Here is a 25,607-nt window from a genome sequence, read left to right as displayed (position 1 = left end):
CGCCTTTCCGCTCCTCGACACGCCCCTCTCTGATCGGAGAAACGATGACGACACGCGCCGAAGACCAGCCGCCTGCGGCGGAGATGACCGACGAAGAGTACGGGGCGCTGCGTGCCTCGGCGGCCCTGTGGGCCGGCACCTCCGTGCTGATCACGAACGAGCAGGGCAAGGTCCTGGTCCAGAAGGTGGGCTACCGGCCTTTCCGGCTCCTGCCGGGAGGCGCCGTCGACAAGGGCGAGACCGCCGCCCAGGCCGCTTCGCGCGAGCTGAAGGAGGAACTCGACGCCACCGCCACCATCCGCCGGGGTCTCGCAGTCGACTGGGTCTCCGCTGATGCCGTCCAGGCACCCGAGGAGATGTGCTTTCCCGGCGAGATTCTGCACGTCTTCGACGGCGGCGTCTGGAGCGAAGACCAGATCGCCGCGATCCGTCTGCCGGCCGACGAGATCCAGGCGGTCGAGTTCGTCGAACCGGCCGATCTGCCCGCCCTCATGTCTCCGGGCGACGCCCGCCGTGCCCTGTCCGCGCTCCGCGCCCGGATCGACGGCGCAGGCGTCGTCCTCCTGGAGGACGGCGTCCCGCTCTCGCCAAGCGTCCTGGACCGGGTAGGCGTCCTGCGCACCGGCCGGGCACGTCACCATTTCCCCTTCCATCCCCGCCCCGTTCCCGACGGCCTCACGGTTCGCCAGTCCTGGGCGTGGGCCTTCGCCCCCGACGGCCGTGTCCTCGTGCTCCTCGAACCCGATACAGGAGCGGCCTGTCTGCCCGGCGGCACCCCGGAACCCGAGGGCGACGGTGATCCCGAGGCCACGCTCGTGCGTGAAACCCGGGAAGAGGCCGCGGCCGAACTGACCGGCGCCGTGTATCTCGGGTACCTGTCTGATCCCGATGAGCCCTGCGCGCGCGTGCGCTACGCCGCGGCGCTCGAACGCATCGGCGCGCCGCCCGTCGACCCGGCCACCGGCCGCACGCACATCCGCGTCCTGGCCACCCCCGAGCAGGCGGTGGAGCTGTTCGACTGGGGCCCGGCCGCGGCCGACCAGCTCATGGCCGTCCACCGGGCCCGCGCCCTGCTGCGCATCCCCCGGGCTGCCCATCGGCCCATCACCGAACTCGTCGGCCCCCGCACCTGGTGAGCCACGGCCCTGGACGGACTTCACCATGCCCACCGCCCTGCTCGACCTGGACGACACCCTCACCGACCGCGCAGCCGCCTTCACCGCCTGGGCCAAGGAGTTCTCCGCCACCCATGCCATCCCCGAGAACTGGCTTCACGAGGCGGATGCCACGCACTCCGGGCGCCGCCGCGAGTTCTTCGCCCTCGTCAAAGCCCGTCACGACGTGCCCGGCACCGTCGAGGAGCACTACGCCGCGTTTCGCCGCCGCACGCCCCAGCTCGTCCCGTACCGCCCCGCGGTGAACACCGCGGTCCACGCTCTGGTCGCCCGCGGCTGGCAGCTCGCCGTGGTCACCAACGGTGATCACGAGGCCCAGCACGCCAAGCTCGCCTCCGCACGCCTCACCGACCTGCTGCCGACGGTCGTGATCTCCTCCGACCACGGGGTCCGCAAGCCCGATCCTGCTCTCTTCCATGCCGCTCTCGCCCGGCTCGGCGCCACCACGGAAGAAGCATGGGTCGTCGGCGACTCGCTCGAAGCCGATGTCGCGGGAGGAAACGACGCCGGATTACGCACCCTCTGGATCTCCCATGGACGCACTCACCCCGGAGGCCCGCGCCCTCGACACATCGCCGACACCATCGTGGGAGCCTGCACCTGGCTCCTGGCCCGGACAGATCCAGAGCCGCCGGGCAGGAGTTCACGTACACCCATACGAGTGTCATCGACTGGACCCGGAGGGGGATGACTCCCCTGCCCCGGGGCCCGCGTGCATCGCCGCTGCGCTGGCGAACGCCTCGGCCGGCCCGTCAGCCTTGCCGAGATCTCGAAGGGCAAGCCGCGCGCGAACGCCGAGGCAGTACCTCAAGCACGGCCCGGTACCTCTGCTCGACCAGGGCCGGGGCAGCGCAATCACGCCAACTCCGTGACAGATTCCGCTGGTTGGTCGGCGCCCACGGCTTCGTGCGGACAAGGTGAGAAAGGGGCGTGGGCCCCGGTCTGCGGTCGATGCCGCTCAGAGCCGCGCCGACCGTCCTGGCGCTGGAAGGACGGCATGGAGTTCTCCACTGGTGGCGCGCCGAATGCCCACGCCGAGAGCACGGAGCGATGGCTTCAGCAAGTGGCAGGAAGGGCCACATTCGACCAGACCGAGTTCGTCGACCCCTACGCGATCCTTCGCTGGGAAACCAGCCACGGCGCGCCGGGCCTGGTGCACTCGATGGTCGACGGCAACGCGTCGCCGGCCCTGGTGCTCAGGGCTCTGCGGAGGGCTCACGGTCCGCAGCTGGCGGGCCGGTGCGCGTGCGTGGTCGTCGCGCAGACGAGCACCCAGGTGCAGCATCCCTACGTCCCCGAGCTCCACGTCCTGGACGTCGACGGCTCCGGCACGCAGTACGACACGACCTGGTCCCGGCTGGAGGCGGTCCTCGGCCGGCCTGCGCCGTACCGGTCCGACTGCACCGGCCCGCACCCGAGGAACCGGACGAGGTCGTGCGCCGCGCGGGCCGGCCTGCCATCACCGAACGCCGCGACGTCCTGGCCCACCGTGTGGCGGGATTCTCCCGCCCTGCGCTGCAGCGCCTGCCGAGCCACTCCCTCCTCGCCGAAGTCACCCTCAGCCGGGACGTCTGCTGGAACCGCACCGAGGACCAGTCCCTGTGGCTCGCTCCCAAGCGGTCCGATTACGGCATCGACTACGGCCACTCGGGCACCGGCAGCAGGACCCTGGCCCGCCTCCTCGACACCCTCCTGGACGACATCTCCTCCCCCCGCTGCCGACGCCGGCGGCCCTGACGTGCCCGGTGGTCTGCTCGATCTCGTCGCCTCGGCGCCCAAGCACGTGTCCGTCACCTACGGCCGCGCCCAGTCACTGGCCGCCAGGGACAGTGACGGGGCCTCCCCGCCGGCAAGAAGGCCTGGTGAGTCCGCTCACGGAGGCAACACCGCCAGGGGTTTGAGCGGAGCCGCCTATCGCCTGGCCGCCGTCCGCGACCCGCGCAGCAGGCAGCCGGGCCGGTCCGCCCCGAACACGCCAAGGACGCCATCGGCCCCCCGGCCCGCACCGGCGGGCCGTCGCAGAGCATCGATAGGGAGGAGAAACGAGATTGAGCAACCTGGTGGGCGGTCTCCTGGCCGCCACGGTCCTGGGAGCTGGGTACGCATTGTACTGGCTCACGCTCTATCCGTGCCGGCTGACCGAGTTGAAGTTCGCGTTCAGGCCCGAGTACGCACCGCACAGGCAGGCGTTGAAGGCTGCACGGGAGCAGTTGAGACGCGTCAGGGAAAACCGCGCCGAAGAGGCTTCCGGCCCTGCCAGGCGCCGGAAGGAGATCCTCGGCGCCCGCAACCGGGAGGTGGGCAAGCGGGAGGCTGAGATCAGCCGTCTCGGGCGGGAAGAGGAAGGCGAGGTCGTCGGCCGGCTGGGAGCACTTCGCCTGCACGAGCACGCTCTCGTCTTCCTCGCTGTGAAGGAGAGCCGCGAGGAGCAGGAGGCGACGACCGAAGTCGAGAAGATCCTTCGGCTGGCCCGGATCGAGGTCTCCCTCAAGCTCGGCGGACAGTGCACCTACGTCGAGGTCATGGACGCCGACGGCATGTGGCGGTCGGCCGAGTACCCCCACGGCCAGTACGACGAGAGGGAAGTCCACCGTTTCGAGGAGCGGATCCGCAACCAGACCCTCCCCGCGAGGCAAGACCTGGTACGCCGGGAGGAAAGGATCGCGACCCTCCAAGCACAGATCGAACAGATCAACGCGCGCGCGGAAGAGGAACTGCGAAAGGCGGACGAGGCCGAGCAGGAACTGTTGGAGGCCCAGCGCGCGGACGAGAGGCTTGACCGTGCCGAGAAGAGGTGGAGAGAGGAGCGCCGGGCGTGGAAGGAGCTGACCGGCTGCCGGCCCAGGGAGTGACCCTCCGGTCTCGGAGCAGTCAGTCCTGTGCACACCAGCGCCTGGGCTACGCGGTCGTCCGTCCGCTCGCCGACTGCTGGATCAAGCAACTACCCTTCCTCGTCGGGGAGCTTGGAAATGATCATCTGCTCCAGCTCCGTCATGGTGCGCCGGAACGCCTCCTCAAGGTCGATCTCGTAGAGCCTGGCGAGGACGATCACGGACCACAGACAGTCCGCGAGCTCGTGCTCCAGGGCGGCCTTCCCTCCGCGCATCGTCCGGGCGCCCTCCGCGCCCATGACGAGCTTGGCGAGGTCGCCGACGTCGCCCATGAAGCCGAGCATGAACTCCTCACGGGTCCAGGTCCGGCCCCGTTGATGCTCGTTCAGCCTGTCGTACAGCTCGTGAACGCGCATGGCCCGCTGGCTCGACTCGGCAAGGTCCATCGTTTTCCCCCGTCTCAGGCGCTCCCGCGAGAACCGGCATCCCCAGAGAGGTCCGGAGTGGGCCGGTCCTCCTCCAAGGCTGCTCACTTCGCGTTGATGGTGGCCGTCCAGCCGCTGCGCTCGAAGTGGCAGGTGCCGTCCGGGTCGATGCGTACCGCCGCTCCCGAGATGGGCAGGTCGCCGTCGATCACGAGCCAGGTCCGGATGCGATCCAACTCCTCCCACAGGCGGCGGGGCCCGCCCTGGTGAACGGTGGGGAGTTCGCGCGCGCCTGGTGCTGTGGCGCGGGCCCAGGAGCCGTCGTCGTGCAGCATGTAGGCGGTGCGGGAGCCGTCCTCGGCCGTCTCCATGCGGTGCTTGATGCCAGGGGCGATGAGTTCGAGGGTGGAGCGGACGTCCCACGTGCTGTTGACCCGCATCACCGGGTAGAGGCCGGTGGTGACGCTCTCGCCCTCGGCGGTCCGGGCGGTGTGCCACAGGCCGGTGTCGTCGGGAGCAAGGGGGTAGTCGTCGCCGTGGCGGGTGTTCATGAACCCGGCCGCCTCAGGTGCGACCCTTCCGACGGCGCCCCCATCGGGAGTCTTGTCCGCGACGACGAGCAGGCCGGTCCGGGACAGGGTGGTCACCATCCGGCCACCAGGGGCGAGCGCCTTGAGCCAGGACGCGGGGATGGCGGGTACCGCAACGGTGGAGACGATCCGGTCGTAGCCGCCGGGCAGCTCGCCGGTCAGGTCGCACACCTCCAGCCGCGGCTGGTGTCCGATCGCGGCCAGGCGCTCTCGTGCCACCTCGATCAGGTACGGGTCCACGTCCACACTCGTGACCAGCTGATCGCCCAGGCGCCGGCATGCCAGGGCCGTGCCGTATCCGCTGCCGCAGGTCACCAGGGTGCGGGAGTCGTCGGCGATGAACGCGTGCTGGTACATCTGCGTGACGAGCCGGGGCAGGGTGGACGACGACGTGGGCCGCGTCTCCGGGACCACGGCGCCAGGCGCGGCAAGGTCGGCGTGGAGCGGGCCGACGCGCGTGATCACGCTGAGGCCGCCGTCGTAGGCGATGTCCATCCACCTGCCGGTATCACCGGCGCCGTCGCAGAGTTCATAGGCCCAGGCGCCGTCACGCTCGCCCGATTCCCACCACCGGGGCACGAACAGGTGCCGGGGTGTGCGGGCCAGCGGCCGGTGCCAGCGGGACTCGGGGCGCACGATCCCGTCGGCCATCCTGGCGGCGTAATCCTGCCAGGCGGGCGACGTCTGGGCCATGGAAGAGCTCCATTCGATGGAAGCGGGGTGGGGCCGGGCGACCGGGGTACGGCCGCCGGCGAGGTGCTGCACAGTCTCTGGCCGCGCGTGGGTCAGGAGGCGGGGATGAAGCTCACCGGGCCGCACGGGTTGCCCTTCGAGGGGGCGCAGGAATCGGAACTGGCGGGCTCGCAGTCGGGGCCACAGGCCCGGACGTCCGGCCTGCGGGGGACGCTCGCGGTCGCCTCGGCCCACTGGTCGCTGGCCAGGACCGACCTCAGGCTCCCGCGCCGCACGTTGCCCGCGGTCAGGAACCTCCCGATCTCGCACACCGACACATCGCCGTTGGGCAGGACCGTGGCACGTCGGTCTCCGCACCGTCCGCACAGCGCCGAGGTGGAGGGGATCGCGGGACCGGCGTTGCCGACCGCGCGAACCTCGCCGACGTGGATGTCCGTCACCTTCAGGGCGTACATCTCCGCGCGGGCCCGTGCGGCACGTTCGCCATCGCCCGCGTCGAGAATGGCGACCCGCAGCGGAATGCCGCGCTCGACGGCCTTGATGATGTTGGCGCGCGTGGCCTTGTGCGATCCGGTCCGGCCGGTCAGTCTGTCGTGCTCCTCGGCGTCCGTGCTGTGGTACGTCGTCGCCAGGCGGACGCCCGGATGACGGAAGAGGGCCCAGTGCTCATCGCGCACCCGGAACAGGTTGGTGTAGACACGGACGCGCAGGCCGGCGGCCAGGGCGTACTGGGTGATCCTGTCGAATCCGGGGTGCAGGGTCGGCTCGCCGCCGATGAGCTGGATCTCTTCGGTGCCGAGGGAGACGGCCTCGTCGATGATCCGCAGCCAGTTCTCCTCGCTCATCGAGCTATGACTCCGTGACGGGCCGGACTCGGCGTAGCACACGGACGGGCAGGTGAACTGACAGCGCTCGGTGATCTCCAGGGCCAGGTACCACAGCGTGGTGGGTTCCGCCGGGGCGATTGTCATAACGCGATCGTAGGTCGCGGGCCGTCAACCCGTATGCGAACTATGCGATTTGGCGGGCGGCTCGGCCTCAGCCTGCGGCGCGGGCCGGGCCGGGCCGCTGGACGTCACCCGCCGTGACCATCGCCAAAACACCCCGGAAGCACCGACCACGTAAGGATGTCGAACCAGGATGCGTAAGCTCTGCTGGAGTGAACGCCATGGGCCAGGTGGTCAGCCCGTAACAGTTCCAAGGCAGGGTGAGTACAGCGTTGACGGCGTCAATATCGAGGGCGACGCCGACGGCGAGGGTGTGGAGGCTGGGCAAGTGCTCCTTACGGACGGCCTCGGCCAGTGCGACAGGCACGCCGCCCAGGAGGCCGTCGCGGACGGCCTGCGCCCGACACATCCCTGGTCTGAACGGAGTCGCCGGAGGCGGACGGCCGGTAGCCCGCCGGGCTGGCGAAAGCCACAGCAGCCGGCCGCGGAGGTCGGTGACGACGTCTGCGGCATCCCCTACTCGCTCTGCTGCGGTAGCCCTGCCGGAGACCTTGACGCGTGAGAGTGGCCTCCCGGCGCCCTCACGAGGTGGGCGCCGGGAAGGCGGTGGGGTGCCTCTTGCGTGACCTTCGGGTCAGCGGAAGGTGACGGAGGCGCCGCCCGCGGCGGTGGTGACGGAGGCCGGGCAGAGGAAGCTGCCCGAAGTGCGGGTGGCGGTGAAGGCACGGTTGACGTACCTGCGGGTCGTGCCGTCACGGTCCCAGACCAGGGACGTGGCCCTATAGCGGCAGCTGATGAACGACTGCTGGCCGGTGATGTCGATCAAGTCGGTGCGTGCGGTGGCGGTGGTGTCGTCGAAGGTGAAGGCCGGGTTGTTGTTGAGGGTGGCGGTGATCCCGCCGTCGCAGGCGAGGTTGCCGCCAGGGCGGTTGACGGTGGCCCGGTCGACGGACAGGGCACTCGGCGCGGCGGCGCTGGTGTTCGCGCCGGTCCACGTACAGGTGCTGCCCGCGACCACGATGACGCCGTCGGCCTTGAGCTCGGCGGTCGGGCCGATCGCGGTGGCGGTGACCGTGCCCGCGACGACCGTCGCGAGAGTCAGAGCCGCGATGCCCGTGTAGCGGGAGATGTGCCTCATGTCGCTCCTCCTTGCCACATACTCGTGGCGTCTGGGGGGCGAGGCCGGGAAGCCTCGCGGGAGAAGTGCGGAGAGATCTCGTACGGCGGCACGTCCGGCGGCAGGCGTTTCCACCGGGGATCGCGACGCGCAAGGAGCGTGCCACGGGGAGTATGAAATGTCATGCCCACGTCAATCAATTGGCCGGATCCCGGCGCGCACGCCGGGACGCACAGGCCTGCGGGCCCGCGGCGTCGAGCGGGCGTCACGAGACCTCATGCGCCGGCCGGACGGTGACCGGTGACCGGCGTCGACAGTTGCGAGCGCACAAGAGAGCATAGGGACGGGTTCCAAGCCATCGAATGCAACGAGCCGAACCACATCGCGAAAGCCACCGGCCCGGACAATTCCGTGCCTCGGCAAGAGCACGACGGGACAGCAGCCCGATCCCGTTCACCTGCACCGCCGACCATCCGCCCCGGTCCCCGGTCTCCAGCCTCGGCCCGCCGCGCCGCTCCGCCCACCGCGACCACGTCGATCACCGCCATCCAGGATCTCGACGTGATCACAGAGAAGGCGGAGTGCTCCCGCGACGCCGGTGACGACACCCCCACTGACCGAGCTGATCCGGTCAGGGTGCCGTACATGTTCTTCCGCCGGGACCGACTCCGGCCGCAACTGACTGCACACACAGGCACTCGCCGCGTCCGGGGCGACACCGAATTCCACGATCGCCCACGACGGTGTCCCGTTGGCCCGGCCCGCCACGGCCGACGCCAAGAAGCCGGACAAACGGTCGCCTCCGGCCAGAGCATCGCCGTCAGCGGCACGGGTGACACAGACGTGTGCGCACTTTTCGAGCGGTGCCGGTGACGAAGAGGTGACGCCCGCCCTGTCAGCCATGAAGACCCGCGCGACGCGCACACCTCGGTCGTGGGGTCCGAAGAGGGGCGGCCTGCTACGGTGTGAGTGACGTAGACCTTGTATCGAGGAGTCGCAGACGTGGTGGGTGACGACGACATCTCCGGGTGAGACCCGGATCTGACGGCCACCGGCCGGTGCCCAGGAGCGCCGCCGAAGTGGTCCGCTTCGTCGTACCCCCTTTTCCCACGTCTGCCCAGGGCAGAGGTCCATGCTCTCTGCCCTCAGTTCCTTCGAGGTGCCTCCATGTCCGATGCCGCCATCATCTGCTCGAACCTCTCCTTCGCCTGGCCGGACGACACCCCGGTCTTCTCCGACCTGTCCTTCGCCATGGCCCCCGGTCGTACGGGCCTGGTCGCTCCCAACGGATCCGGCAAGAGCACGCTGCTCAAGCTGATCGCCGGTGAACTCAAGCCCGCCACAGGCTCGGTGTCGGTCGGCGGGACGCTCGGCTACCTCCCGCAGAGCCTCCCCCTGACCGGTGACCTCACGGTCGCCGAGGTGCTCGGCGTCGCCGAGGTGATCCGCGCCCTGGACGCCGTGGAGTCCGGCGACGTCGGCGAGGAGCACTTCACCACCATCGGCGACGACTGGGACATCGAGGAGCGCACCCGCGCGCAGCTCGACCGTCTGGGTCTCGGCGACCTCGCTCTGGACCGCAGCCTGAGCACGCTCAGCGGCGGTCAGGTCGTCTCGCTCGGCCTCGCCGCGCAACTGCTCAAGCGTCCTGACGTCCTGCTCCTCGACGAGCCCACCAACAACCTCGACCTTCAGGCCCGGCACAAGCTCTACGACGTACTGGGGGACTTCAAGGGCACGCTGCTCCTCGTCAGCCACGACCGTGCCCTGCTCGACCGGATGGAGCGGATCGCCGAGCTCGGGAGCGATGAACTGCGTTTCTACGGGGGGAACTTCACCGAGTACGAAGAGGCCGTGCGCGCCGAGCAGGAGGTCGCGGAGAAGAACGTCCGCAACGCCGAGCAGGAGCTGAAGCGGGAGAAGCGGGAGATGCAGCAGGCCCGGGAACGTGCCGATCGCCGCGCGAGCAACGCCGCCAAGAACCTCAAGAACGCCGGGCTGCCCCGTATCTTCGCCGGCAACATGAAGCGCGGCGCGCAGGAGGCCGCCGGGCGGGCCGGGCAGATGCACTCGGCGCGAGTAAGCGAGGCGAAGGCGCGTCTCGACGAGGCCGGACGTGCCCTGCGCAACGAGCAGCGCCTCACCCTGGACCTGCCCGACACCCAGGTGCCCGCCGGACGCAACCTCTTCCTCGGCGAGGGGATGCAGGTCCGCCTCGGTGACAGTCCGGTGTTCGCCGAAGGCGGCGTCGACCTGACCGTCCGGGGCCCCGAGCGCATCGCGTTGACCGGGCCCAACGGCGCCGGCAAAACCACCCTCATGCGGTTGGTCACCGGTGATCTCGCTCCGGACGGCGGGGAGATCAAGCGCAGCGACGGCCGGATCGCCTATCTCTCGCAGCGACTTGACCTGCTGGACCTGGACCGCACCGTGGCGGAGAACTTCGCCGCGTTCGCCCCCGAGCGGCCCGAGGCGGAGCGGATGAACCTGCTCGCCCGCTTCCTCTTCCGGGGCGCCCGGGCACACCTGCCCGTCGGCGTGCTCTCCGGCGGCGAACGCCTGCGCGCCACCCTGGCCTGCGTGCTGTGCGCCGAGCCGGCCCCCCATCTGCTGCTCCTCGACGAGCCGACCAACAACCTCGACCTGGTCAGCGCGGGCCAACTGGAGAGCGCGCTCAACTCCTATCAGGGCGCGTTCATGGTGGTCAGCCACGACGAGCGGTTCCTCGCCGAGATCGGGGTGAACCGCTGGCTGCGGCTGGCCGAGGGCACGCTCACGGAGACGGGAGCCCCGGGGGTGTGAGCCGCCGGCGTGTGAAGCGGCCCGCGCCGAGGCGACCCGCCCCGCGGGCCGACCATCGATCACGTTGGACGGTCCCCCATGCCCCAGCCCGCTCTCCTCGCCCACGATCTCGTACGCGATCTGGGCGGCCGTCGCGTCCTCGACGGCATCTCCCTGACCGCCTCCCCCGGCCACCGCATCGGCCTGATCGGGGAGAACGGCGTCGGCAAGTCCACCCTGCTGCGGGTGCTCGCCGGCGTGGACGAACCCGACGCGGGAAGCGTCACCCGCCCCGGCGATCTCGGCTTCCTCCACCAGGAAATGCCGTACGACGCCGATTCGACCATCGCCGTGGTGCTGGACGAGGCGCTGCGCGAGGCTCGCGAGGACCTCGCCGAGCTGGACCGGCTCGGCGAGGAACTCGCCCGCGTCCCGGACGGCGCCCCCCGCCATCAGGAGCTCCTCGACGCCTACGGCCGACGCCTTGAGCAGGCCCAGGACCGGGAGTCCTGGGACGCCGACCGACGGGCGGCCCTGGTGCTTGACGGGCTGGGTCTGGGCTCGTTCGGACACCACCGCACGCTCGGCTCGCTGTCCGGCGGGCAGCGCGGACGGCTCGCACTTGCCGCCCTGCTCGCCCGGCGGCCGTCGGCCCTGCTCCTTGACGAGCCGACCAACCACCTCGACGACGGCGCCGCCGGCTTCCTGGAGGAACAAGTCCGCGGCCTGCCCGGGACCGTGGTGATCGCCAGCCACGACCGGGCGTTTCTGGACGCCGTCTGCACCGATCTGATCGACCTCGACCCGGCGGTGGACGGCCCGGTCCGCTACGGCGGGAACTACAGCGCGTACCTCGGTGAGAAGCGTGCCGAGCGGGAGCGCTGGGAGCGGCGGTACGCCGAGGAGCAGCAGGAGCTGGAGGAACTCCGTACCTCGGCCGGCGTGACCGCGCACCGGGTCGCACCGGACCGGGGCCGCACCGACAACGAGAAGATGGGCTACGGGCACCGGGCGGGCCGGGTGCAGAACCAGATCTCCCGCCGGGTGCGCAACGCCACGCGGCGACTGGAGGAGTTGGAGCGCACGCGGGTCGCCGAGCCGACGCGGCCGCTGCGGTTCGCGGCCGGGGAGCTGGCGGCGCGTGCGGAGGATGAGGAGGGGCAGCCACTGGTGTCCCTGCGGGACGTACGGGTGCCCGGCCGGCTCGCTCTCGACGCCCTGGAGGTGGAGGCGACGGAGCGGCTGCTGGTCACGGGCGGCAACGGAGCGGGGAAGTCCACGCTGCTCGCCGTGCTCGCCGGGCGTCTCACCGCCGAGGGCGAGGTGCGCAGGCGGCGCCGGCTGACCGTGGGACTGCTGACCCAGGACACCGTGTTCGACCGGCCCGACCGCACGGTCCGTGACACCTACGAGCTGTCGCTGGGAGCGGAGCGGGCCGAGAGGGTGCCGTTGCGCTCGCTCGGTCTGCTGGGCGAGGCGGATCTGGAGAAGCCTGTCGGTCGGCTGTCCGTCGGGCAGCGTCGGCGGCTGGCGCTGGCCCTCCTGGTGGCCCACCCACCCCAGTTGCTGCTGCTCGACGAACCCACCAACCACCTCTCGCCGGCCCTGTGCGACGAACTGGAGACCGCCCTCGGCACCGGTCCCGGCGCGATCGTCCTCGCGAGCCACGACCGGTGGTTGCGCCGGCGGTGGCAGGGCCGTGAGATCCGTCTGGAGGCGGGAGGCGGGCAGTGGGAGGACGCGGTAGCGGCCCGTACCCGACCCGGATCCCACCTGGCCGGGTCATGCCTGGAGTGTTGGTGATCCTGACCACGGCGTCACGCCGGGCGGTCCGCCGTGCTCATCTGCCGGTGGTTGTGGGACCGGGCGTTGCTCGGTTCCACAACCACCGGCAGGCGTTGATGCCGACGGCGGAGACGTAGGCATAGGCGTTGTAGTCGGAGTCGAGGTCGGAGATGACGTCGTCCCAGATCTCGTCGACGAGGTGGGCGTCGCGGGTGGCCCAGGCGTCGACGAGGTCGCCCCAGACGTAGCGGACGGTGACGGTACGGGTGGACAGGTCGCACCGGTACTTCGCCTCCACCCGCGTCTGGTCGACCGGGTAGATCTCCATCCGGCGGCCCCGGCCCTTGTTGTCGAGGTGCTTGACCAGCCAGCCCGAGCGGATCAGGTTCTCGCGCCGGCGGTGCCAGTACGCCGCGTCGATCCGCTCCCGGCTCGCCCGCGTCGGGGACACCTGGCCCTTCGACCTCATCCAGGAGCGGATCGTACGGGGGGAGATGCCCTGGGCCTTCAATTCGGCGCAGCCCGCAGGGCGTTCTCCCCCACCTGGACAAAGGTCGCCTTGGACGGCCGGTCGGTCGTCGTCGCGGCGGACGCCGACCGGGCCGTCACATGTCGTCGCTCGTCCTTGCTTCAGCGCACCACGGGAAGGGCGTAGTCCCAGAGCCGGTCCGCGGCGTCGGGGTCGACCGACCACTTGGCCACGCCCGCCATGACCTCGGGGCCGCCGTCGACGACCTCCGCTTCCTGGTTGTCCTCGAAGTACCGTCCGGTCACACCGTCGAGGAGCGGAGACGCGGCCAGGAGCACCGTGGTGGAGGCGCCCTGGGCCGGGGTCTTGTAGTAGTCGGGGGTGATCAGGTTACCCTCGGCGTCCATGGCGCCGAACGCCTGCATGGTCGCCTGGTCGAGGTGGCGGGTGAGGTTGGTGTGGATCCACCCCGGCGCGCAGGCGTTCGCGGTGATCCCGTGCTCCGCCCACCGGCGGCTGATGCCGACGGTGAGCAGCACGTCCGCGGTCTTCGACTGCGCGTAGGCGACGAACGGGTCGTAGGCGCGTCGCTCGAACTGCGGGTCGTCGAAGTCGAATCCCGCGCGGAGCTGAGCTCCGGAGCTGACCACGACCACACGCGGCTGCTCGGCCGCCTCGAGGGCCGTGCGCAGACCGAGGGCGAGGGCGAAGTGGCCGAGGTAGTTGATGGACAGCTGCATCTCCCAGCCCTGGGCGTCGACCTGACGGGTCGGAAGCATCATGACGCCGGCGTTGGCGACGAGGCCGTCGAGCGGTCCCGTCCAGGCGTCGCAGAAGGCACGGACGGACGCCAGGTCGGCCAGGTCGAGCGCTACGGCCCGGGTTCCCGGGAACTCTCCGACCAGCGGCTCGGCGTCCACGGGGTTGCGGATGGCGATGGTCACCTCCGCTCCCGCGCCGGCCAGGGCGCGCACCGTCTCGACGCCGAGGCCGGAGGACCCTCCGGTGACGATCATCCGGCGCCCGCTCAGATCGACGCCGTCGATCACCTCAGCGGCGGTGGCGCGCATTCCGAACGAAGTGGTGGTCAGCGTCATGGCTGTGCCCTGCCTTCAGAAGAGAGTCTCTCTTGGTCGGTGACGTCTCGCGGAACCGCTCACACCAGTACGTCACGAGAGAAACCATACAACGTGTTCACACCTATCGATCGCTCTCGCGGGCTCACACGTGTGCTCCCATGGTGCCGATCAGGCGGTGATGGTCTTGTACTCGGTGTAGGAGCCGAGGCCGACCGCGCCGTACTCACGGCCCACACCGCTGGCCTTGAAGCCGCCGAACGGACCGTCGAAGGCGACGGGGGCACCGTTGACCGTGACGGTGCCGGTGCGGATACGGCGGGCGACCGCCAGGGCATGCGCCTCGTCGGAGGACCAGACGCCGCCGGACAGGCCGTACTCGGAGTCGTTGGCGATGCGGACGGCCTCGTCCTCGTCGTCGTAGGCGATGACCACGAGAACCGGGCCGAAGACCTCATCCTGCGCGATCCGCATGGAGTTGTCGACGTCGGCGAAGACGGTGGGGGTGACGTAATTGCCCTTCTCCAGGCCTTCGGGGATCTGCGGTCCGCCGGTGACGAGACGGGCGCCCTCGTCGATGCCGAGCTGGATGTAGGTGCGCACCCGCTCCTGCTGGTCGGGGCGGATCATCGGGCCGATGAAGGTGTCGGGGTCGTTCGGGTCGCCGACCTTGAGCGACTCGACCAGTTCCTTCAGCGCGTCGACCACTTCCTCGTAACGGCTGCGGGGGGCCAGGATCCTGGTCTGTGCGATGCACGACTCGCCGTTGTTGAGCAGGGAGCCGAACTTGAGGCCCGCGACGGCCTTGTCGATGTCGGCATCGGGGAGGATGACCGCGGCGGACTTGCCGCCGAGTTCGAGGCTGACGCGCTTGAGCTGCTCCCCCGCGATCGAGGCGATGCGGCGTCCGGCCCGGGTCGAGCCTGTGAAGGCGATCTTGTCGACCTCCTTGTGGGAGACCAGGTGCTCGCTGGTCTGGCGGTCCGCGGGGAGGACGCTGATCACGCCGTCCGGCAGACCCACCTGTTCCAGTAGCTCGGCGAGGAAGCCCATGCTCAGCGAGTTCTCCGGGGACACCTTGAGGATCACGGAGTTGCCGGCAAGGAGGGCGGGGATGATCTTCGAGGTGGCCGAGGAGAAGGGCGAGTTCCACGGGATCACCGCGGCCACGACGCCGACCGCCTCCCGGCGCACGATGCTGCGTACCGGGGAGGAGGGGTCGGAGGGCACCAGCGTCTCCTCCCAGGCGAACTCCTCCGCCGCCTGGAGGTAGGCGTTCGCCTGCCGGGTGAGTCCGGGCTGTCCGGCCAGGGTGAACCATCCGGCGGAGCCGTTCTCCAGCGAGATGAGGTGCGCGATCCTCTCCGCGCTCTCCTCGCGCAGCGCGTTGAACCGCCGCAGGACGGCGATCCGCTCCGTCGGCGGCGTCAGGCGCCACTCGCCCGCTTCGAAGGACGCGCGTGCCGCGGCGACCGCGAGGTCGACGTCCGCCGGCTGCGCCTGCGCGGCCCGGCCGACCACCGACCGGTCGTGCGGCGAGGCGATGTCCATCAGTTCCGGGTCGCTGGGCTCCTGCCAGGATCCGCCGATGAAGAGTCGGTCGTAGATGATCATGCGCTTTCTCCTGTCCTGCGCTTCGAGCACGCCCAGGTGGGCCATTCCATCTAACTGACACATGAATGTAGCACTTGATTCTATTAGTAGGACGTAAATGTCGCAGAAGAGGCGTGATCCGCCTACGTGCGTACGACCCTGAGGGTCAGGCGGCGTCGACGGTTTCCTCGGTCACGGCCGGGGCGGCGGCAGGAGCGGGCGCCATGGCCTCCGGCTTCCGCGTGGGCTTGAGGAGGACGGCGAGGAGGACCGCCGCGGCGGGGCGGGGGCGTCCAGGGCGGCGTCGCGCAGGGCCGCGGGGAGGCTGCCGATCGTGTCGGGGCGGGCGGCGTCGAAGCCGGCCGTGGTCGGCAGGCCGCGAACGCGGTCGGTGAAGTCGGCACTGAGCAGGGTGCCGAAGACGGCGACGCCGAAGGCCGCGCCGATGGAACGGGCGAAGGTGGCCACAGCGCTGGCGGCACCGAGGCCGGAAGGGGGAACCGTGTTCTGGACGGCTGTCAGGACGACCATGGGCACCATGCCCATGCCGACTCCGGTGAGCAGGAAGCGGGCGCTCAGGACGAGGGTTCCCGTGGCGGACCCGATGGTGCCGAGCAGGAGCAGTCCTGCGAGGTTGGCGGCCAGGCCCGCGACCAGCGGCAGCATGTGGATGCCGGAGAGGGTGGCGGAGACGCCGCGGACGATCTGCAGGTACGTCGGCAGGTAGACCAGGGCGGCGAACGTCGCCGCGTTCGCGAAGAACCCGATGAGCGAGGCGAAGACCACGGTCCGGGAACCGAGCATGGCCGGCGGGAGTACCGGGGCGGCCGCGCGGCGCTCGACGGGTACCAGTCCGCGACCAGCGCGACGGTGACGGCGATGAGGCCGACGATGGCCGGGGAGGTCCAGCCCCAGCGTTCACCGAACGAGGCGATCAAGACCAGGCCGGTCGGTGAACACGCCGCCGAGCAAGGGGCCGATGATGCTGGCGACGCCGTAGACCGAACCGAACATGCCCTGGTAGCGGCCGCGTTCGGTCGGGGCGACGATGTCACCGACCAGGGCAAAGGTCAGCACGATCACGCCTCCGCCGCCCACGACCCTGAATCACGCGGGCTCCGACCAGCTCGGGCAGGTTCCGTGCCAGGCCGCATGCCACCGACGCGATCAGGAAGATCGCGGTCGAGGCGAGTAGAGGCGCTTGCGGCCGAACATGTCGCCGAGCTTTCCCCACAGTGGTGTCACCGCCGTGGACGCGAGGAGGTAAGCGGCGCCGACCCATGCGATGTCGTCGAACCCGTTCAAGTCCCGGGCGATGCGGGGCAGTGCAGTGGAGACGATCGTCTGGTCCAGGGAGGCCAGGAGGACCGCGAGGATCAACGCGCCCATGGCGGCGGCCACCCCACCTGGCCGGGGATGAGGAACCCAGCGACTTCGACGTTGAGGTTCCCTTTCTCGGTTATCTGCAACTTAAATGCTGCACTTAGAGCACACACCTCCACGAAGCAGTGGCGCTATGGGCTCCAGAGGCCACACTTCATGACTAGACTCGGGACGGTGAGAGCCGACGCAGCACGCAACCTGGAAGCCGTTCTGACCACCGGAGCGCGGATGCTCGCCGCCGATCCCGGCGCGAGCATCGCGAGCATCGCCGCGGAGGCGGGTGTGGACCGGAGCACCGTCTACCGGCGGTTCGCCTCCCGCGAGGACCTGCTCGCCGCCATCTACGACGCCCGCCTCACCGCCATCGAGCAGGCCATCACGGACGCACGGCTCCGCGAGGCACCCGTCGCCGTCGCTCTGCACCGCTACGTCGAGAACATCATCACCGTCAACCGCACCTGGCCCGTCGACCTCGGCCGCATGCTCGCCGACGACACCGTCCACTCACGCCGCGACGCGGCCGTCCAGGAAGTCGACACGTTCCTCGAGCGCGCCGTCGACGAAGGCCTCCTGCGCACCGGCCTTCCTGAGGGGTGGGCGAGCGTGCTCCTGCCCCAGCTCGTGCATCTGGTGTCCCGGCAGAGGCCCGAACTGGGTCCCGGCCAGGCGGCGGACATCGTGGTGAACACGTTCCTGCATGGCCTCGGAGTGTCCTGATGCCCCGGCGTCCTGAAGTCCTGATGCCCTGACGCGACGCCGTTCCCTTCCCTCCTTCGCCCCCCGATGTGTCACACATCGGGGGGCGAATCCACAAGCGACGTCACCATCTTGACGAGTGATGAGATGCGTGCAAATCTTTCATCACCGATCAGAACAGTTACTTCTTGGTGAGGAAGTCCCATGGCAGTCGTACGGTTCCCCCTCGTCTCCACGCTCAGCCCGAAGGACGTACTGGCAGTGCTGACCGACTTCAGCCCCGCCCGCGCCGAGGCCTGGCCCACGATCGATGCCGAGCACTTCCAGGTCCACGAACTGGGCGACACCTGGGCGGAGGTCACCGAGGGAACGGCCGCCGCCTGGGAGCGGGCGCGCTACACGTGGGAGCCGGAGGGTGACACGGTCACCATCACCACACTCGACTCCAAGCTCTTCGGCGCCGGCGGCGGCTGGGTCTTCCGGATGACCCCCGAGGGCGACGGAACCCGGATCGACGTCGAGCTGACTCGGGAACCGAGCACCGTCAAGGGTAAGATGTTCGCCGCTCTGCTGCCTCTCGTCGGCCCCTCGTCCCTGCGCAAGTCCTTCGCCGGGCCCCTCCAGGCCGAGTGAGCCCGGCGAAACACGTACCCCCGTCGCCATCGGACGGAACGTGTCTCGCGCCTCACGGCGTACGGCTGCTCCACTTCTGGTCGGGTGCGCCCACGCACATGTACAGCTGCAGACAAGCACCGTTTGTCGTCTCCATGTCCTTGACGTCGACGCACTTGTTGCCGGACTGCGGGTTGGTCAGGTCGTGTGAGCTGTTCAGACGGGACTGTTGTGCGCCCGAGCCGTTGCAGGTCGTCCGGTTGATGGCCGCGCAGTTCTGTGTCGAACCGCCGGAGACGTTCATGCACTTGCCCTCCGACCACACGGTTCCGTCGACGAAGGGCCGTCTCTGGTAGGAGACGTCGTAGCAGTCCCAGATCACCAGCGCGGATCCCGTGGCCGCGCCCGGACTTCCGGCGACGTCGATGCAGCGGTTGGAGGCGTGGCCGTAGATCTGCACGCCGCCGGGCCAGGGGTCGCTCGGCGGTGCCGTCTGCTGCGTCCCGTCCTTGTCCTACGTGGTTCCGGAGGCCGGGGACGAGGTGTTCGAGCCGCTCTTGGAGCCCGAGGAGGACGTACCCAAGCCCGAGGAGGCCTTACCCGACCCGCTCTTGGGGCCCGGGGACGAGGTACCGGGCGCCTTCGGGTCGGTGGTCGGGCCGCCCTTGGTCGCGGGCTGCTTCCCGCCTCCGGCGGGACTGCCCGGCGGCGCGACCGTGAGAGTGACGGTCTTGCCGTCCGGGCCGGTGCCCGTCATCTTCGGCACGGGCTTCCCCGGCGCGGTGGACCTGGACGGCGACGGGGACTGCGAGCCGGCCACGCCGTGGACCGTGCCCCCTTGACCGTCCAGAACGGTGCCCGGCGTGGCGCCCTGCTTCGCGGTCGTCCGGTCGTCGTCGCCGTCTCCCCCGCTGATCAGGAACGGTACGGAGAGCAGCAGTACGCCGACGATGGCCGCCCCAGCCAACAGGCTCTTGTGCGGGCGGCCCGATACCGGATCGGCGAGGCCGTGTCAGAGGAGTGCCGGTGAAGACGTCGCCTTGGTTACTCCGTTTCACGTTCATGGGGTGGGCCCGGTGGAGTGCTGGACGGAGAGCGGCTGCTTACGGGCATCGGTCGCCCACCCTTGCCTGGACCAGTCCGCCACCGGCGTTGCCCCGGGCCGTACAGTTCACCACGAAGACCGGCGCCTCGGATTTGATGCGCACGCCGCCCCTGCCATCGGCACTCACCTCGCAGGAGTTCAAGGGCGCTCGCCCAGCCTCGGCGATGAGCACCCCGCGCTCGCCGCCCTCGCGGGCCGTCACGCGGGTGGCGGTGAGGTCACCGTCCTGCTCAACCAGGACGCCGTGCTGTCCCGCCGTGATCATCGAGCAGTCCCGTACGGTCAGGGTGCCGGAGCCGCCGACGGAGAGCCCGGTGCCCTCGGGGCCTCCACGGCTCCCCGCCGACGCAGACGTTGCCGTCGTCCGCCATGCACGCGCCCGTGTCACCCGGCCGCTGGATCAGGCAGTCCTCCAGTCGGCCCTGCCGTCCTTGGTCACCTCGACGCCGCGCCCCGCCGCGTGACGATCCACGCCTTGCGAACGAGCGGATTGACCCCGGTACGGATGGCGATGCCGACGCCGGAGGTGCTCGTCACGTGTACGTCCTCGATGACGGTGCGCGCCTCGCTCGTCAGGTGCAGGCCATGGGTCGTGTCGTGGACCACCGTGCGCAGCACGCTGGTCGTGCTCCGGCCTTCCAGCGCCACCGCCGGCTTGTCGGTGGAGAAGGTGTCGCGCTCCTCGATGGAGACGCTGCCCTGATAGTCGGCGTCCTTGTAGAGGCAGATGCCGCCCTGCGGACAGGCGGTCGCCGCCGACGAGCTCCCCCGTCGTGACCGCGACTCCGGCGACTGTCATTGCCAGTGCCGCGAGCGAGGTGCCGATGGCGTACACCGTCCGCCGTGCGATGCGATGTGACGCGGCGCGGAGCCACGCGCGCGTCATCGGGTCCGCCCGGGAGGCCTTCGCGCACACGCCGGACGCGACGCTGAAGGCGGTCGCCCGTGGAGCGGGAGTCGGCCAGGGCACCGTGCACCGGCACTTTCCCACCCCTGACCACCTGTTGCTGACGGTCCGTGAGGACACGATCGAGGAGTTGGCGGACGCGGCCGCCCTGCTGCTCGAACGGCACGCTGGGCACCGCTTCGGCCCGGGCGGTGGCGGCCGTCACTCGGACCGACGCCGGCGGACCGGCGTACGCACGGATCTGCCGTGCGCTGGAGGGACTGCTCGCCGCCTGCCGCACGGGCCGTCGGTCGCGCCAGGACGTCTCCGTCCACGAGGTGCTGCTGCCCATGTCGTACGCCTGGGCACAAGGCGGTCAGTGCGCCTCGCCCGGCCGCCGGGACGCCCTGGACATCCTGATGGACGGGCTGCGCGCCGGCGCGTGAACTGCCGGCCCGGTGCCCGGCGGGAATCCGCGGGGCACCGGGCCGGGCGTCGGCTACAGCCCCAGGTCCAGGGCCAGGCACGAGAAGTAGTTCCACGAGGCCTCGGGGTTGTACCGGGCGTTCGCCCCGGCACTCGGCTCAGCCGGCTTCTCCTCGGTCATGCTCTCGAAGCCGATCCGCTCGGGGAGCCTGCCGAACCGCTCGTGCCGTGCCACCGCGGCGGGGTCGCTCGTCAGTTCCTTGTTCATGGCCGGTCTCCCCTTCATCGTTCATGAATCGCGCTCTGCTCGCCTTCCGAACACGATTCACTATCCTCGCCCATGCGTAACCTGTCAAGACGGTGACGAAAGCATCGTGTGCATTCATAGCAACTCTCGTGTGACCAACATGCCTCCCCGGAGCACACCACCCTCCACATACCCTTCAGGAGGCCACGCCATGAAACCCCTGCCTCCGACGGAAGACACCTTGCTGGTCCGGACGGACTTCTCCGACGAGGTCGCCTGGCAGGAGCTCCGCACAGCGGTCACGACCCCCCACGGGGGAGGACGGGTGCCTCCCCATGCTGTTCATCGTCGACGACCCCGTCTACCGCGACCTCACCGCCGCGGACCTGGTGGCCCTCGTACCGGACGGGGAGTCCCTGCTGTTCCTGGCGGACAGGACGGCCCTGACCACGCCCGACCTGTAGGTACTCGCCGTCTCGCCCTCCGAAGAGGACGAGGAGGTGTCCGAGAGCCACAAGACCCTGCGCGTCACGGCCGAGGCGCTGTGGTCCATCGAGAACAACATCGCCGTCGCCGACATGGGCTGGGAGGAGTTCGTGGACGCCGTCGGCGACGACGGGGTGTTCCGGGGCTTCTGAACGCAACGACCCACCCGGCGGGCGCGGCGCCGCGCTTCAGGAAGCGGACGGAGGCCTGGGGCGGCCGTGTGTCGGTGACGAGGGCGAGGATCAGCTCGGAATGGTGGCGCCGGCACCCAACTGTCGCTCGATCTCCGCGGCCGGGAACGGCGTCTGCTTGCTCTCGGTGCACAGACGGCGGAAGAAGGAGTCCACGACAGCGGCAGGGCCTGCGTGCCGGTCGATGATGGCCGTGATCTCGAGCGGGATGCCGTCGGGTCGCCGGCCCGCGATCCAGTCGTGCAGGAAGACTTCGGGTTCCGTGTCACCGCGCACGCCGTCGAGCAAGTGGTATCGGAGCAGGTGGCTCGCGGTGTAGCAGCGGTCGTACGTGAGGTGGTCCACGAGGAAGTCGGACTCGTTCGCCGCAAGGTCGAAGCGGGAACTCAGGGCGAGTCCGAAGTCAGCGAAGTAGAGCTGTCGGCCATCGGTCAGGATGTTGGCGAAGTGAGCATCGAAGTGGACGAGTCCGCGGGAACTCATGAAGGCGGCTCCGTCCATCAGAGCCTGCTCCACCCAGCGGAAGGGCGAGCCGTCCCCGCCTGCCGGCATGGCAGTCTTGCGGTGGTCGGCCAGCCATCCGGCGAGTGTGTGCGGCACGTACTCCAGGAAGACCACCAGGCTGTGCGAGGACCGGCCGATGGCCTCCAGCCGGTCACGAACGGCGGGTGACCCCTCCCAGTGCGCGACGGCCCCCTCCAAGCCGCCGAACGCGTCGGTGAATCCTTCGGGAGGGGAGTCGGGCAGAACCCGCCAGTGGTACATCAGGGGGAATCCCGCATACTCGTCGCCGAGAACCCAGTTCGTGGTCATGGTGTGCACGGCGAGCTCCCGCCAGGCACCGAACCCGGCCGAGCCCACCCCGTACTGGTAGAACATCGGCAATGCGAAGATGTTCGCCGTCGACCGCACGTTCTCCGGGCGCAATTCGGTGTCCGTCAAGGGGATCCGTTTGACGAAGACGCGCGTTCCGTCGATGTCCAGCTCTGCCGACCTGCCGCCGATGCCCGACCCGAGCGGGGCAGCGGCTGCCACCGCCTCCCCGAGGCGGTGGTCGCTCAGCAAGGAGAGCTGCGTACTCACGGTCCCGTAATCAGCCAGGCGCGCGGCGCGCAGCAAGTCCCGGTCCAGCATCGACGGCTCCTCAGTGCTCGAACCAGGGCTTCGGCAGTCCCGCGTACGGCATCGACCATACGCTGATGAGGTCAGCCGCTCTCGCACACGACCCTTCACCTGAACGGGCGCACGGTGCCGCAGTTCAGGGTCTGCTTCTCGCGTGCCCTGTGTTCGACGGGCTACCGGGCCGTCAGGGGCACCCCGAGGAGGTCCTCCAGTTCGGCGACGGTGTGCCGGGGGTCCTTGGCGTGGACGGTGGCGAAGCCCAGCGCCGCGGCGGGCGGCAGGTAGCGCTCGGTGTCGTCCACGAACACGCACGCCTCGGCCGGCAGTCCGAGCCGGTCGAGGACGAGCCGGAAGATCTCCGGTTCCGGCTTGCGCAGTCCGTGGTCCTCGGAGATCACGACGGCGTCGAAGCGGTGCTCCAGGTCGTGTCCCGCGTAGAGGTTCCACGGGTCGGTGCCGACCGAGTTCGACAGGATGCCGACCTTGATCCCGGCCCGGCGGGCGGCGTCGGCGGCGGTGAACAGCGCCACCTCCGGTCGCAGGTCGGCGAAGATGCGTCCCATGAGGTCGTCGGCGGGGACGCCGATGCGCTCGGCCGCGGCGGTGTTCCACTGGGTCTGGGTGATCGCGCCGCGCTCCAGGTCCTCGGTCCGCCGGACCATCTCCTCGTCCAGGTACAAGGCGTTGAGCAGCGTGCCCTCGGGCAGTCCGGCGCGCTCCTCGAAGGCGAGAGCGGCAGGAACCAGGGGTGTGGTGAGTACTCCGCCGAAGTCGAGGACGAGCCCCTTGAGGTTGGTCATGGCACGACATTAGACGGTGAGGTGTACGGAGCGTGTGCCGGGGCGACGGGTACATGTGTGGATGTCACATGTGCCCTTCCGTCCCTCGCGGCGGCCCGCCCCCGGTTCACCCTGGTGTTCAGCCCCGGTAGGTCTCCAGGATCCTCAGCCACACCTCACTGATGGTGGGGAACGGAGGGACGGCGTGCCACAGCCGGTCGATCGGGGCCTCGGTGGTGATGGCGACGGTCGCGGAGTGCAGGAGTTCGGCCACCCCGGGGCCGACGAAGGTGGCTCCGACGACCACGCGCCGCTCGGGATCGATGAGGACGCGGGCGGTGCCGCGGTAGCCGGGGACGTACTGGTGGGCGCCGGCCAGGTTGCCCAGTTCGTAGTCGACGACGTCGACCCGGCGGCCGGTGCGCTCGGCCTCGACGGTGGTCAGGCCGACGGCGGCGACCTCGGGATCGGTGACGACGACATGGGGGACGGCCGCGGTGTCGGCGGCGGCGACATGGGCGCCCCAGCGCCCGGTGTCGAGGGGCGTGCCCTGCGCACGGGCGGCGATGACGGCGCCGGCGATGCGGGCCTGGTACTTGCCCTGGTGCGTGAAGAGGGCGCGCCGGTTGACGTCGCCCACCGCGTACAGCCAGTCGTCACGGACCGCGGTGACGGTCAGGGTGTCGTCCGTGGTGAGCCACTCGCCGGAGGCGAGGCCGACGGTGTCCAGGCCGATGTCGTCGGTGCGCGGGGCTCGGCCGGTGGCGAACAGCAGGGCGTCGGTGAGGAGCTCGGTTCCGTCGGACAGCTCGGTTCCATCGGACAGGAGGATCCTGATTTCGCTGTCGGGTCCGTCGGTCCGCTCGACGTGCCGGATGGTGGTGCCGTAGCGCAGGTCGACGCCCGCCTTCTGCAGCTGCTCGGCGACCAGTTCGCCGGCGAAGGGCTCCATGCGCGACAGGAGGGCGTCCTCGCGGGCGACGAGCGTGACCTCGCTGCCGAGGGACTGCCAGGCGGTGGCCATCTCGGTGGCGACCACGCCCGCGCCGACGACGACGAGCCGCCGGGGCGCTTCCTTGGCGGCGGTGGCCTCTCGGCTGGTCCAGGGGCGCAGTGCGTCGAGTCCGGCCAGGTCATCGGGGAGGGCGGCGCGGCTGCCGGTGCAGACGGCCACCGCGTGCCGGGCGTGGAGCAGTACGGTGCTGCCGTCCGGTGTCGTCACACTGACGCGGCGGGGTCCGGCGAGCCGGCCGTGGCCGCGCAGCAGTTCGATGCCGGCGGACTTCAGCCACTCGACCTGGTCCTCGTCGCTCCAGTGTGCGGACATGCGGTCGCGGTGGGCCAGCACGGCCGCGGTGTCCAGCGGTCCGGCCACTGCGGGGTCCAGACCGGGGACACGACTCGCCTCGGCGCGCAGCAGAGCGGGACGCAGCAGGGCCTTGCTGGGCTCGCAGGCCCAGTAGGAGCACTCTCCGCCGACGAGTTCGCTCTCGACGATGACGGTGCTCAGTCCGGCGGCGACGGTGCGGTCGGCGACGTTCTCGCCGACCGGTCCGGCGCCGATCACGACGACGTCGTAGGTGCGGGTGTCTTCGGTCGTCACAAGGGGCTCCAGGCGGATGGGATGTGCGGCCGGGCGAAGGAGAACCGGAGGCGGCCGGACGGCCGGGGCGGCCGCCTCCGGGAGATGGTGCGGGGTGGTCAGCGGCCCGGGGCGCGGACGGTGACCTCCTGGAGGAACCACTCGTTGCCGTCGGGGTCGGTGAAGGAGGCGAAGGTGCCGTAGCTGGGGCGCTCAGGGGCGAGGCCGGGCACCCGGTGCGTGCCGCCGGAGTGGTGGAAGGCGCCGGTGTCGTCGTGGAACGGGCCGTCGACGGCGACTCCGCGGCCGGTCAGTTCCCCGACCGCCTGCTCGATGTCGGTCACGATCAGGTGCAGTCCCTGGGCCGAGCCGGCGGGGGCGGTGGTCAGGCCCTCGCCGAAGATGATCGAGCAGGCGGAGCCGGGGGGCGTCACCTGGACGATGCGGTACCCGTCGTGGATGGGGAAGTCGGCGTCGGCGCGGAAGCCGAGCGTGTCGATGTAGAACTCCTTGGCCTTGTCGACGTCGGAGACGGGGATGACGACGACTTCGAGCTTCAGGTCCATGGCAGTGCTCTCGCTTTCGGAGACGGTGGTGTGGGGAGGGGGCG

The 25,607-nt window shown here is 70.2% G+C and carries 26 protein-coding genes and 5 pseudogenes; 12 read left to right on the top strand and 19 right to left on the bottom strand.

The genetic code is table 11. The features are described 5' to 3' along the window. The first annotated feature begins 83 nt into the window (after window positions 1-83). The 4 genes from GGE06_RS09865 to GGE06_RS09850 all read left to right on the top strand — a co-directional run bounded on the left by GGE06_RS09865 (window position 84) and on the right by GGE06_RS09850 (window position 4,027). Window positions 84-1,136 (top strand): NUDIX hydrolase, encoded by a 1,053-nt coding sequence (locus tag GGE06_RS09865; protein WP_184930560.1) that lies wholly within the window; start codon window positions 84-86, stop codon window positions 1,134-1,136. 25 nt (window positions 1,137-1,161) lie between these two features. Beyond that, entirely contained in the window at window positions 1,162-1,866 is a 705-nt protein-coding gene (locus GGE06_RS09860) for an HAD family hydrolase (RefSeq protein ID WP_184930559.1), read from the top strand. 743 nt (window positions 1,867-2,609) lie between these two features. Continuing rightward, window positions 2,610-2,912, top strand: coding sequence for a hypothetical protein (locus GGE06_RS09855; RefSeq protein WP_184930558.1), 303 nt, complete (start codon window positions 2,610-2,612; stop codon window positions 2,910-2,912). Between the two features lie 311 nt (window positions 2,913-3,223). Beyond that, complete coding sequence (locus GGE06_RS09850; protein WP_184930557.1) at window positions 3,224-4,027, top strand: hypothetical protein; 804 nt, start codon at window positions 3,224-3,226, stop codon at window positions 4,025-4,027. 89 nt (window positions 4,028-4,116) lie between these two features. On the opposite strand, the gene GGE06_RS09845 is transcribed toward GGE06_RS09850, so the two are convergent. The 4 genes from GGE06_RS09845 to GGE06_RS09830 all read right to left on the bottom strand — a co-directional run bounded on the left by GGE06_RS09845 (window position 4,117) and on the right by GGE06_RS09830 (window position 7,799). Further along, complete coding sequence (locus GGE06_RS09845) at window positions 4,117-4,422, bottom strand: MazG nucleotide pyrophosphohydrolase domain-containing protein (RefSeq protein WP_246532397.1); 306 nt, start codon at window positions 4,420-4,422, stop codon at window positions 4,117-4,119. A gap of 113 nt (window positions 4,423-4,535) precedes the next feature. Next, window positions 4,536-5,714, bottom strand: a complete 1,179-nt coding sequence (locus GGE06_RS09840) for a methyltransferase domain-containing protein (RefSeq protein WP_184930556.1) — start codon at window positions 5,712-5,714, stop codon at window positions 4,536-4,538. Window positions 5,715-5,806: 92 nt separating this feature from the next. Beyond that, the gene (locus GGE06_RS09835) at window positions 5,807-6,685 is read right to left on the bottom strand and encodes a radical SAM/SPASM domain-containing protein (protein WP_116156887.1); all 879 of its coding nucleotides are present in this window, start codon (window positions 6,683-6,685) and stop codon (window positions 5,807-5,809) included. Window positions 6,686-7,295: 610 nt separating this feature from the next. Then, window positions 7,296-7,799, bottom strand: a complete 504-nt coding sequence (locus tag GGE06_RS09830) for a hypothetical protein (RefSeq protein WP_116156888.1) — start codon at window positions 7,797-7,799, stop codon at window positions 7,296-7,298. Between the two features lie 1,146 nt (window positions 7,800-8,945). Between GGE06_RS09830 and abc-f the strand changes: the two genes are divergently transcribed. Next, window positions 8,946-10,580 (top strand): ribosomal protection-like ABC-F family protein, encoded by a 1,635-nt coding sequence (gene abc-f, locus GGE06_RS09825; RefSeq protein WP_184930555.1) that lies wholly within the window; start codon window positions 8,946-8,948, stop codon window positions 10,578-10,580. A 78-nt stretch (window positions 10,581-10,658) separates the two neighbouring features. Further along, window positions 10,659-12,362, top strand: coding sequence for an ABC-F family ATP-binding cassette domain-containing protein (locus GGE06_RS09820; RefSeq protein ID WP_184930554.1), 1,704 nt, complete (start codon window positions 10,659-10,661; stop codon window positions 12,360-12,362). Window positions 12,363-12,399: 37 nt separating this feature from the next. On the opposite strand, the gene GGE06_RS09815 is transcribed toward GGE06_RS09820, so the two are convergent. The 5 genes and pseudogenes from GGE06_RS09815 to GGE06_RS42395 all read right to left on the bottom strand — a co-directional run bounded on the left by GGE06_RS09815 (window position 12,400) and on the right by GGE06_RS42395 (window position 16,871). Beyond that, a complete protein-coding gene (locus GGE06_RS09815) occupies window positions 12,400-12,813 on the bottom strand; it encodes a hypothetical protein (RefSeq protein WP_184930553.1) in 414 nt (137 codons plus the stop codon). A gap of 161 nt (window positions 12,814-12,974) precedes the next feature. Beyond that, the gene (locus GGE06_RS09810) at window positions 12,975-13,910 is read right to left on the bottom strand and encodes an SDR family NAD(P)-dependent oxidoreductase (protein WP_184930552.1); all 936 of its coding nucleotides are present in this window, start codon (window positions 13,908-13,910) and stop codon (window positions 12,975-12,977) included. A 150-nt stretch (window positions 13,911-14,060) separates the two neighbouring features. Next, window positions 14,061-15,503, bottom strand: coding sequence for an aldehyde dehydrogenase (locus tag GGE06_RS09805; RefSeq protein WP_116156894.1), 1,443 nt, complete (start codon window positions 15,501-15,503; stop codon window positions 14,061-14,063). A gap of 171 nt (window positions 15,504-15,674) precedes the next feature. Next, a complete protein-coding gene (locus GGE06_RS42400; protein ID WP_246532396.1) occupies window positions 15,675-16,286 on the bottom strand; it encodes an MFS transporter in 612 nt (203 codons plus the stop codon). 114 nt (window positions 16,287-16,400) lie between these two features. Then, a pseudogene (locus tag GGE06_RS42395) lies at window positions 16,401-16,871 on the bottom strand (MFS transporter). 222 nt (window positions 16,872-17,093) lie between these two features. On the opposite strand from GGE06_RS42395, the gene GGE06_RS09795 reads away from it, so the two are divergent. Both GGE06_RS09795 and GGE06_RS09790 read left to right on the top strand, forming a co-directional pair. Then, window positions 17,094-17,582 carry a TetR/AcrR family transcriptional regulator gene (locus GGE06_RS09795; protein WP_184930636.1) on the top strand — a complete coding sequence of 163 codons (489 nt, stop codon included), beginning with the start codon at window positions 17,094-17,096 and terminating at the stop codon, window positions 17,580-17,582. Window positions 17,583-17,765: 183 nt separating this feature from the next. Continuing rightward, the gene (locus tag GGE06_RS09790; protein ID WP_184930551.1) at window positions 17,766-18,194 is read left to right on the top strand and encodes an SRPBCC family protein; all 429 of its coding nucleotides are present in this window, start codon (window positions 17,766-17,768) and stop codon (window positions 18,192-18,194) included. 52 nt (window positions 18,195-18,246) lie between these two features. Here GGE06_RS09790 and GGE06_RS09785 read toward each other — a convergent pair whose 3' ends face one another. From GGE06_RS09785 to GGE06_RS44030, 5 genes and pseudogenes are all read right to left on the bottom strand, one after another. Beyond that, on the bottom strand, window positions 18,247-18,633 hold the full coding sequence (locus GGE06_RS09785; RefSeq protein WP_184930550.1) for a ricin-type beta-trefoil lectin domain protein: 387 nt from the start codon (window positions 18,631-18,633) through the stop codon (window positions 18,247-18,249). A 54-nt stretch (window positions 18,634-18,687) separates the two neighbouring features. Then, the gene (locus tag GGE06_RS09780; protein ID WP_116156898.1) at window positions 18,688-19,140 is read right to left on the bottom strand and encodes a hypothetical protein; all 453 of its coding nucleotides are present in this window, start codon (window positions 19,138-19,140) and stop codon (window positions 18,688-18,690) included. Window positions 19,141-19,276: 136 nt separating this feature from the next. Next, complete coding sequence (locus GGE06_RS09775; protein WP_184930549.1) at window positions 19,277-19,666, bottom strand: right-handed parallel beta-helix repeat-containing protein; 390 nt, start codon at window positions 19,664-19,666, stop codon at window positions 19,277-19,279. Between the two features lie 47 nt (window positions 19,667-19,713). After that, window positions 19,714-19,926 carry a hypothetical protein gene (locus GGE06_RS09770; RefSeq protein WP_246532394.1) on the bottom strand — a complete coding sequence of 71 codons (213 nt, stop codon included), beginning with the start codon at window positions 19,924-19,926 and terminating at the stop codon, window positions 19,714-19,716. A gap of 48 nt (window positions 19,927-19,974) precedes the next feature. Then, window positions 19,975-20,031, bottom strand: a pseudogene (locus tag GGE06_RS44030) (peptidase inhibitor family I36 protein); the annotation flags it as partial. A gap of 71 nt (window positions 20,032-20,102) precedes the next feature. On the opposite strand from GGE06_RS44030, the pseudogene GGE06_RS42390 reads away from it, so the two are divergent. Beyond that, window positions 20,103-20,276 (top strand): annotated as a pseudogene (locus GGE06_RS42390) (TetR family transcriptional regulator); the annotation flags it as partial. Window positions 20,277-20,376: 100 nt separating this feature from the next. Beyond that, window positions 20,377-20,610 (top strand): hypothetical protein, encoded by a 234-nt coding sequence (locus GGE06_RS09760; protein WP_184930548.1) that lies wholly within the window; start codon window positions 20,377-20,379, stop codon window positions 20,608-20,610. A 53-nt stretch (window positions 20,611-20,663) separates the two neighbouring features. Here the strand turns inward: GGE06_RS09760 and GGE06_RS09755 are convergent, their stop codons facing one another. Beyond that, window positions 20,664-20,858 (bottom strand): hypothetical protein, encoded by a 195-nt coding sequence (locus GGE06_RS09755; RefSeq protein ID WP_116156901.1) that lies wholly within the window; start codon window positions 20,856-20,858, stop codon window positions 20,664-20,666. On the opposite strand from GGE06_RS09755, the pseudogene GGE06_RS44025 reads away from it, so the two are divergent. Both GGE06_RS44025 and GGE06_RS44020 read left to right on the top strand, forming a co-directional pair. Then, window positions 20,770-21,147, top strand: a pseudogene (locus tag GGE06_RS44025) (hypothetical protein); the annotation flags it as partial. The gene GGE06_RS09755 and the pseudogene GGE06_RS44025 sit on opposite strands and share 89 nt — an antisense overlap. Before the next feature lie 25 nt (window positions 21,148-21,172). Further along, window positions 21,173-21,475, top strand: a pseudogene (locus GGE06_RS44020) (DUF6924 domain-containing protein). A gap of 90 nt (window positions 21,476-21,565) precedes the next feature. Here the strand turns inward: GGE06_RS44020 and GGE06_RS09745 are convergent. From GGE06_RS09745 to GGE06_RS09730, 4 genes are all read right to left on the bottom strand, one after another. After that, complete coding sequence (locus GGE06_RS09745) at window positions 21,566-22,648, bottom strand: protein kinase family protein (protein ID WP_184930635.1); 1,083 nt, start codon at window positions 22,646-22,648, stop codon at window positions 21,566-21,568. Window positions 22,649-22,809: 161 nt separating this feature from the next. Then, window positions 22,810-23,436, bottom strand: coding sequence for an HAD family hydrolase (locus tag GGE06_RS09740; protein ID WP_184930546.1), 627 nt, complete (start codon window positions 23,434-23,436; stop codon window positions 22,810-22,812). Between the two features lie 118 nt (window positions 23,437-23,554). Then, window positions 23,555-25,018, bottom strand: coding sequence for a dihydrolipoyl dehydrogenase family protein (locus GGE06_RS09735; protein ID WP_184930545.1), 1,464 nt, complete (start codon window positions 25,016-25,018; stop codon window positions 23,555-23,557). Between the two features lie 98 nt (window positions 25,019-25,116). Then, a complete protein-coding gene (locus GGE06_RS09730; RefSeq protein WP_116156906.1) occupies window positions 25,117-25,563 on the bottom strand; it encodes a VOC family protein in 447 nt (148 codons plus the stop codon). Between the last annotated feature and the right edge of the window lie 44 nt (window positions 25,564-25,607).

The sequence above is a fragment of the Streptomyces nymphaeiformis genome, assembly GCF_014203895.1.
Classification (GTDB): Bacteria; Actinomycetota; Actinomycetes; order Streptomycetales; family Streptomycetaceae; genus Streptomyces; species Streptomyces nymphaeiformis.
The sequence above is the reverse complement of the archived record's forward strand: the minus strand, read 5'-3'. Positions and strand labels throughout refer to the sequence as shown.

Excerpts from the sequence above, each read along its gene's own strand:
- GGE06_RS09865 (WP_184930560.1), top strand. The coding sequence starts at position 84 with ATGACCGACGAAGAGTACGGGGCGCTGCGTGCCTCGGCGGCCCTGTGG.
- GGE06_RS09805 (WP_116156894.1), bottom strand. The coding sequence starts at position 15,503 with ATGATCATCTACGACCGACTCTTCATCGGCGGATCCTGGCAGGAGCCC.
- GGE06_RS09755 (WP_116156901.1), bottom strand. The coding sequence starts at position 20,858 with ATGAACAAGGAACTGACGAGCGACCCCGCCGCGGTGGCACGGCACGAG.
- GGE06_RS09840 (WP_184930556.1), bottom strand. The coding sequence starts at position 5,714 with ATGGCCCAGACGTCGCCCGCCTGGCAGGATTACGCCGCCAGGATGGCC.
- GGE06_RS09730 (WP_116156906.1), bottom strand. The coding sequence starts at position 25,563 with ATGGACCTGAAGCTCGAAGTCGTCGTCATCCCCGTCTCCGACGTCGAC.
- GGE06_RS09790 (WP_184930551.1), top strand. The coding sequence starts at position 17,766 with ATGGCAGTCGTACGGTTCCCCCTCGTCTCCACGCTCAGCCCGAAGGAC.
- GGE06_RS09860 (WP_184930559.1), top strand. The coding sequence starts at position 1,162 with ATGCCCACCGCCCTGCTCGACCTGGACGACACCCTCACCGACCGCGCA.
- GGE06_RS09810 (WP_184930552.1), bottom strand. The coding sequence starts at position 13,910 with ATGACGCTGACCACCACTTCGTTCGGAATGCGCGCCACCGCCGCTGAG.
- abc-f (WP_184930555.1), top strand. The coding sequence starts at position 8,946 with ATGTCCGATGCCGCCATCATCTGCTCGAACCTCTCCTTCGCCTGGCCG.
- GGE06_RS09740 (WP_184930546.1), bottom strand. The coding sequence starts at position 23,436 with ATGACCAACCTCAAGGGGCTCGTCCTCGACTTCGGCGGAGTACTCACC.
- GGE06_RS09795 (WP_184930636.1), top strand. The coding sequence starts at position 17,094 with ATGCTCGCCGCCGATCCCGGCGCGAGCATCGCGAGCATCGCCGCGGAG.
- GGE06_RS09830 (WP_116156888.1), bottom strand. The coding sequence starts at position 7,799 with ATGAGGCACATCTCCCGCTACACGGGCATCGCGGCTCTGACTCTCGCG.
- GGE06_RS09845 (WP_246532397.1), bottom strand. The coding sequence starts at position 4,422 with ATGCGCGTTCACGAGCTGTACGACAGGCTGAACGAGCATCAACGGGGC.
- GGE06_RS09745 (WP_184930635.1), bottom strand. The coding sequence starts at position 22,648 with ATGCTGGACCGGGACTTGCTGCGCGCCGCGCGCCTGGCTGATTACGGG.
- GGE06_RS42400 (WP_246532396.1), bottom strand. The coding sequence starts at position 16,286 with ATGCTCGGTTCCCGGACCGTGGTCTTCGCCTCGCTCATCGGGTTCTTC.
- GGE06_RS09820 (WP_184930554.1), top strand. The coding sequence starts at position 10,659 with ATGCCCCAGCCCGCTCTCCTCGCCCACGATCTCGTACGCGATCTGGGC.
- GGE06_RS09835 (WP_116156887.1), bottom strand. The coding sequence starts at position 6,685 with ATGACAATCGCCCCGGCGGAACCCACCACGCTGTGGTACCTGGCCCTG.
- GGE06_RS09815 (WP_184930553.1), bottom strand. The coding sequence starts at position 12,813 with ATGAGGTCGAAGGGCCAGGTGTCCCCGACGCGGGCGAGCCGGGAGCGG.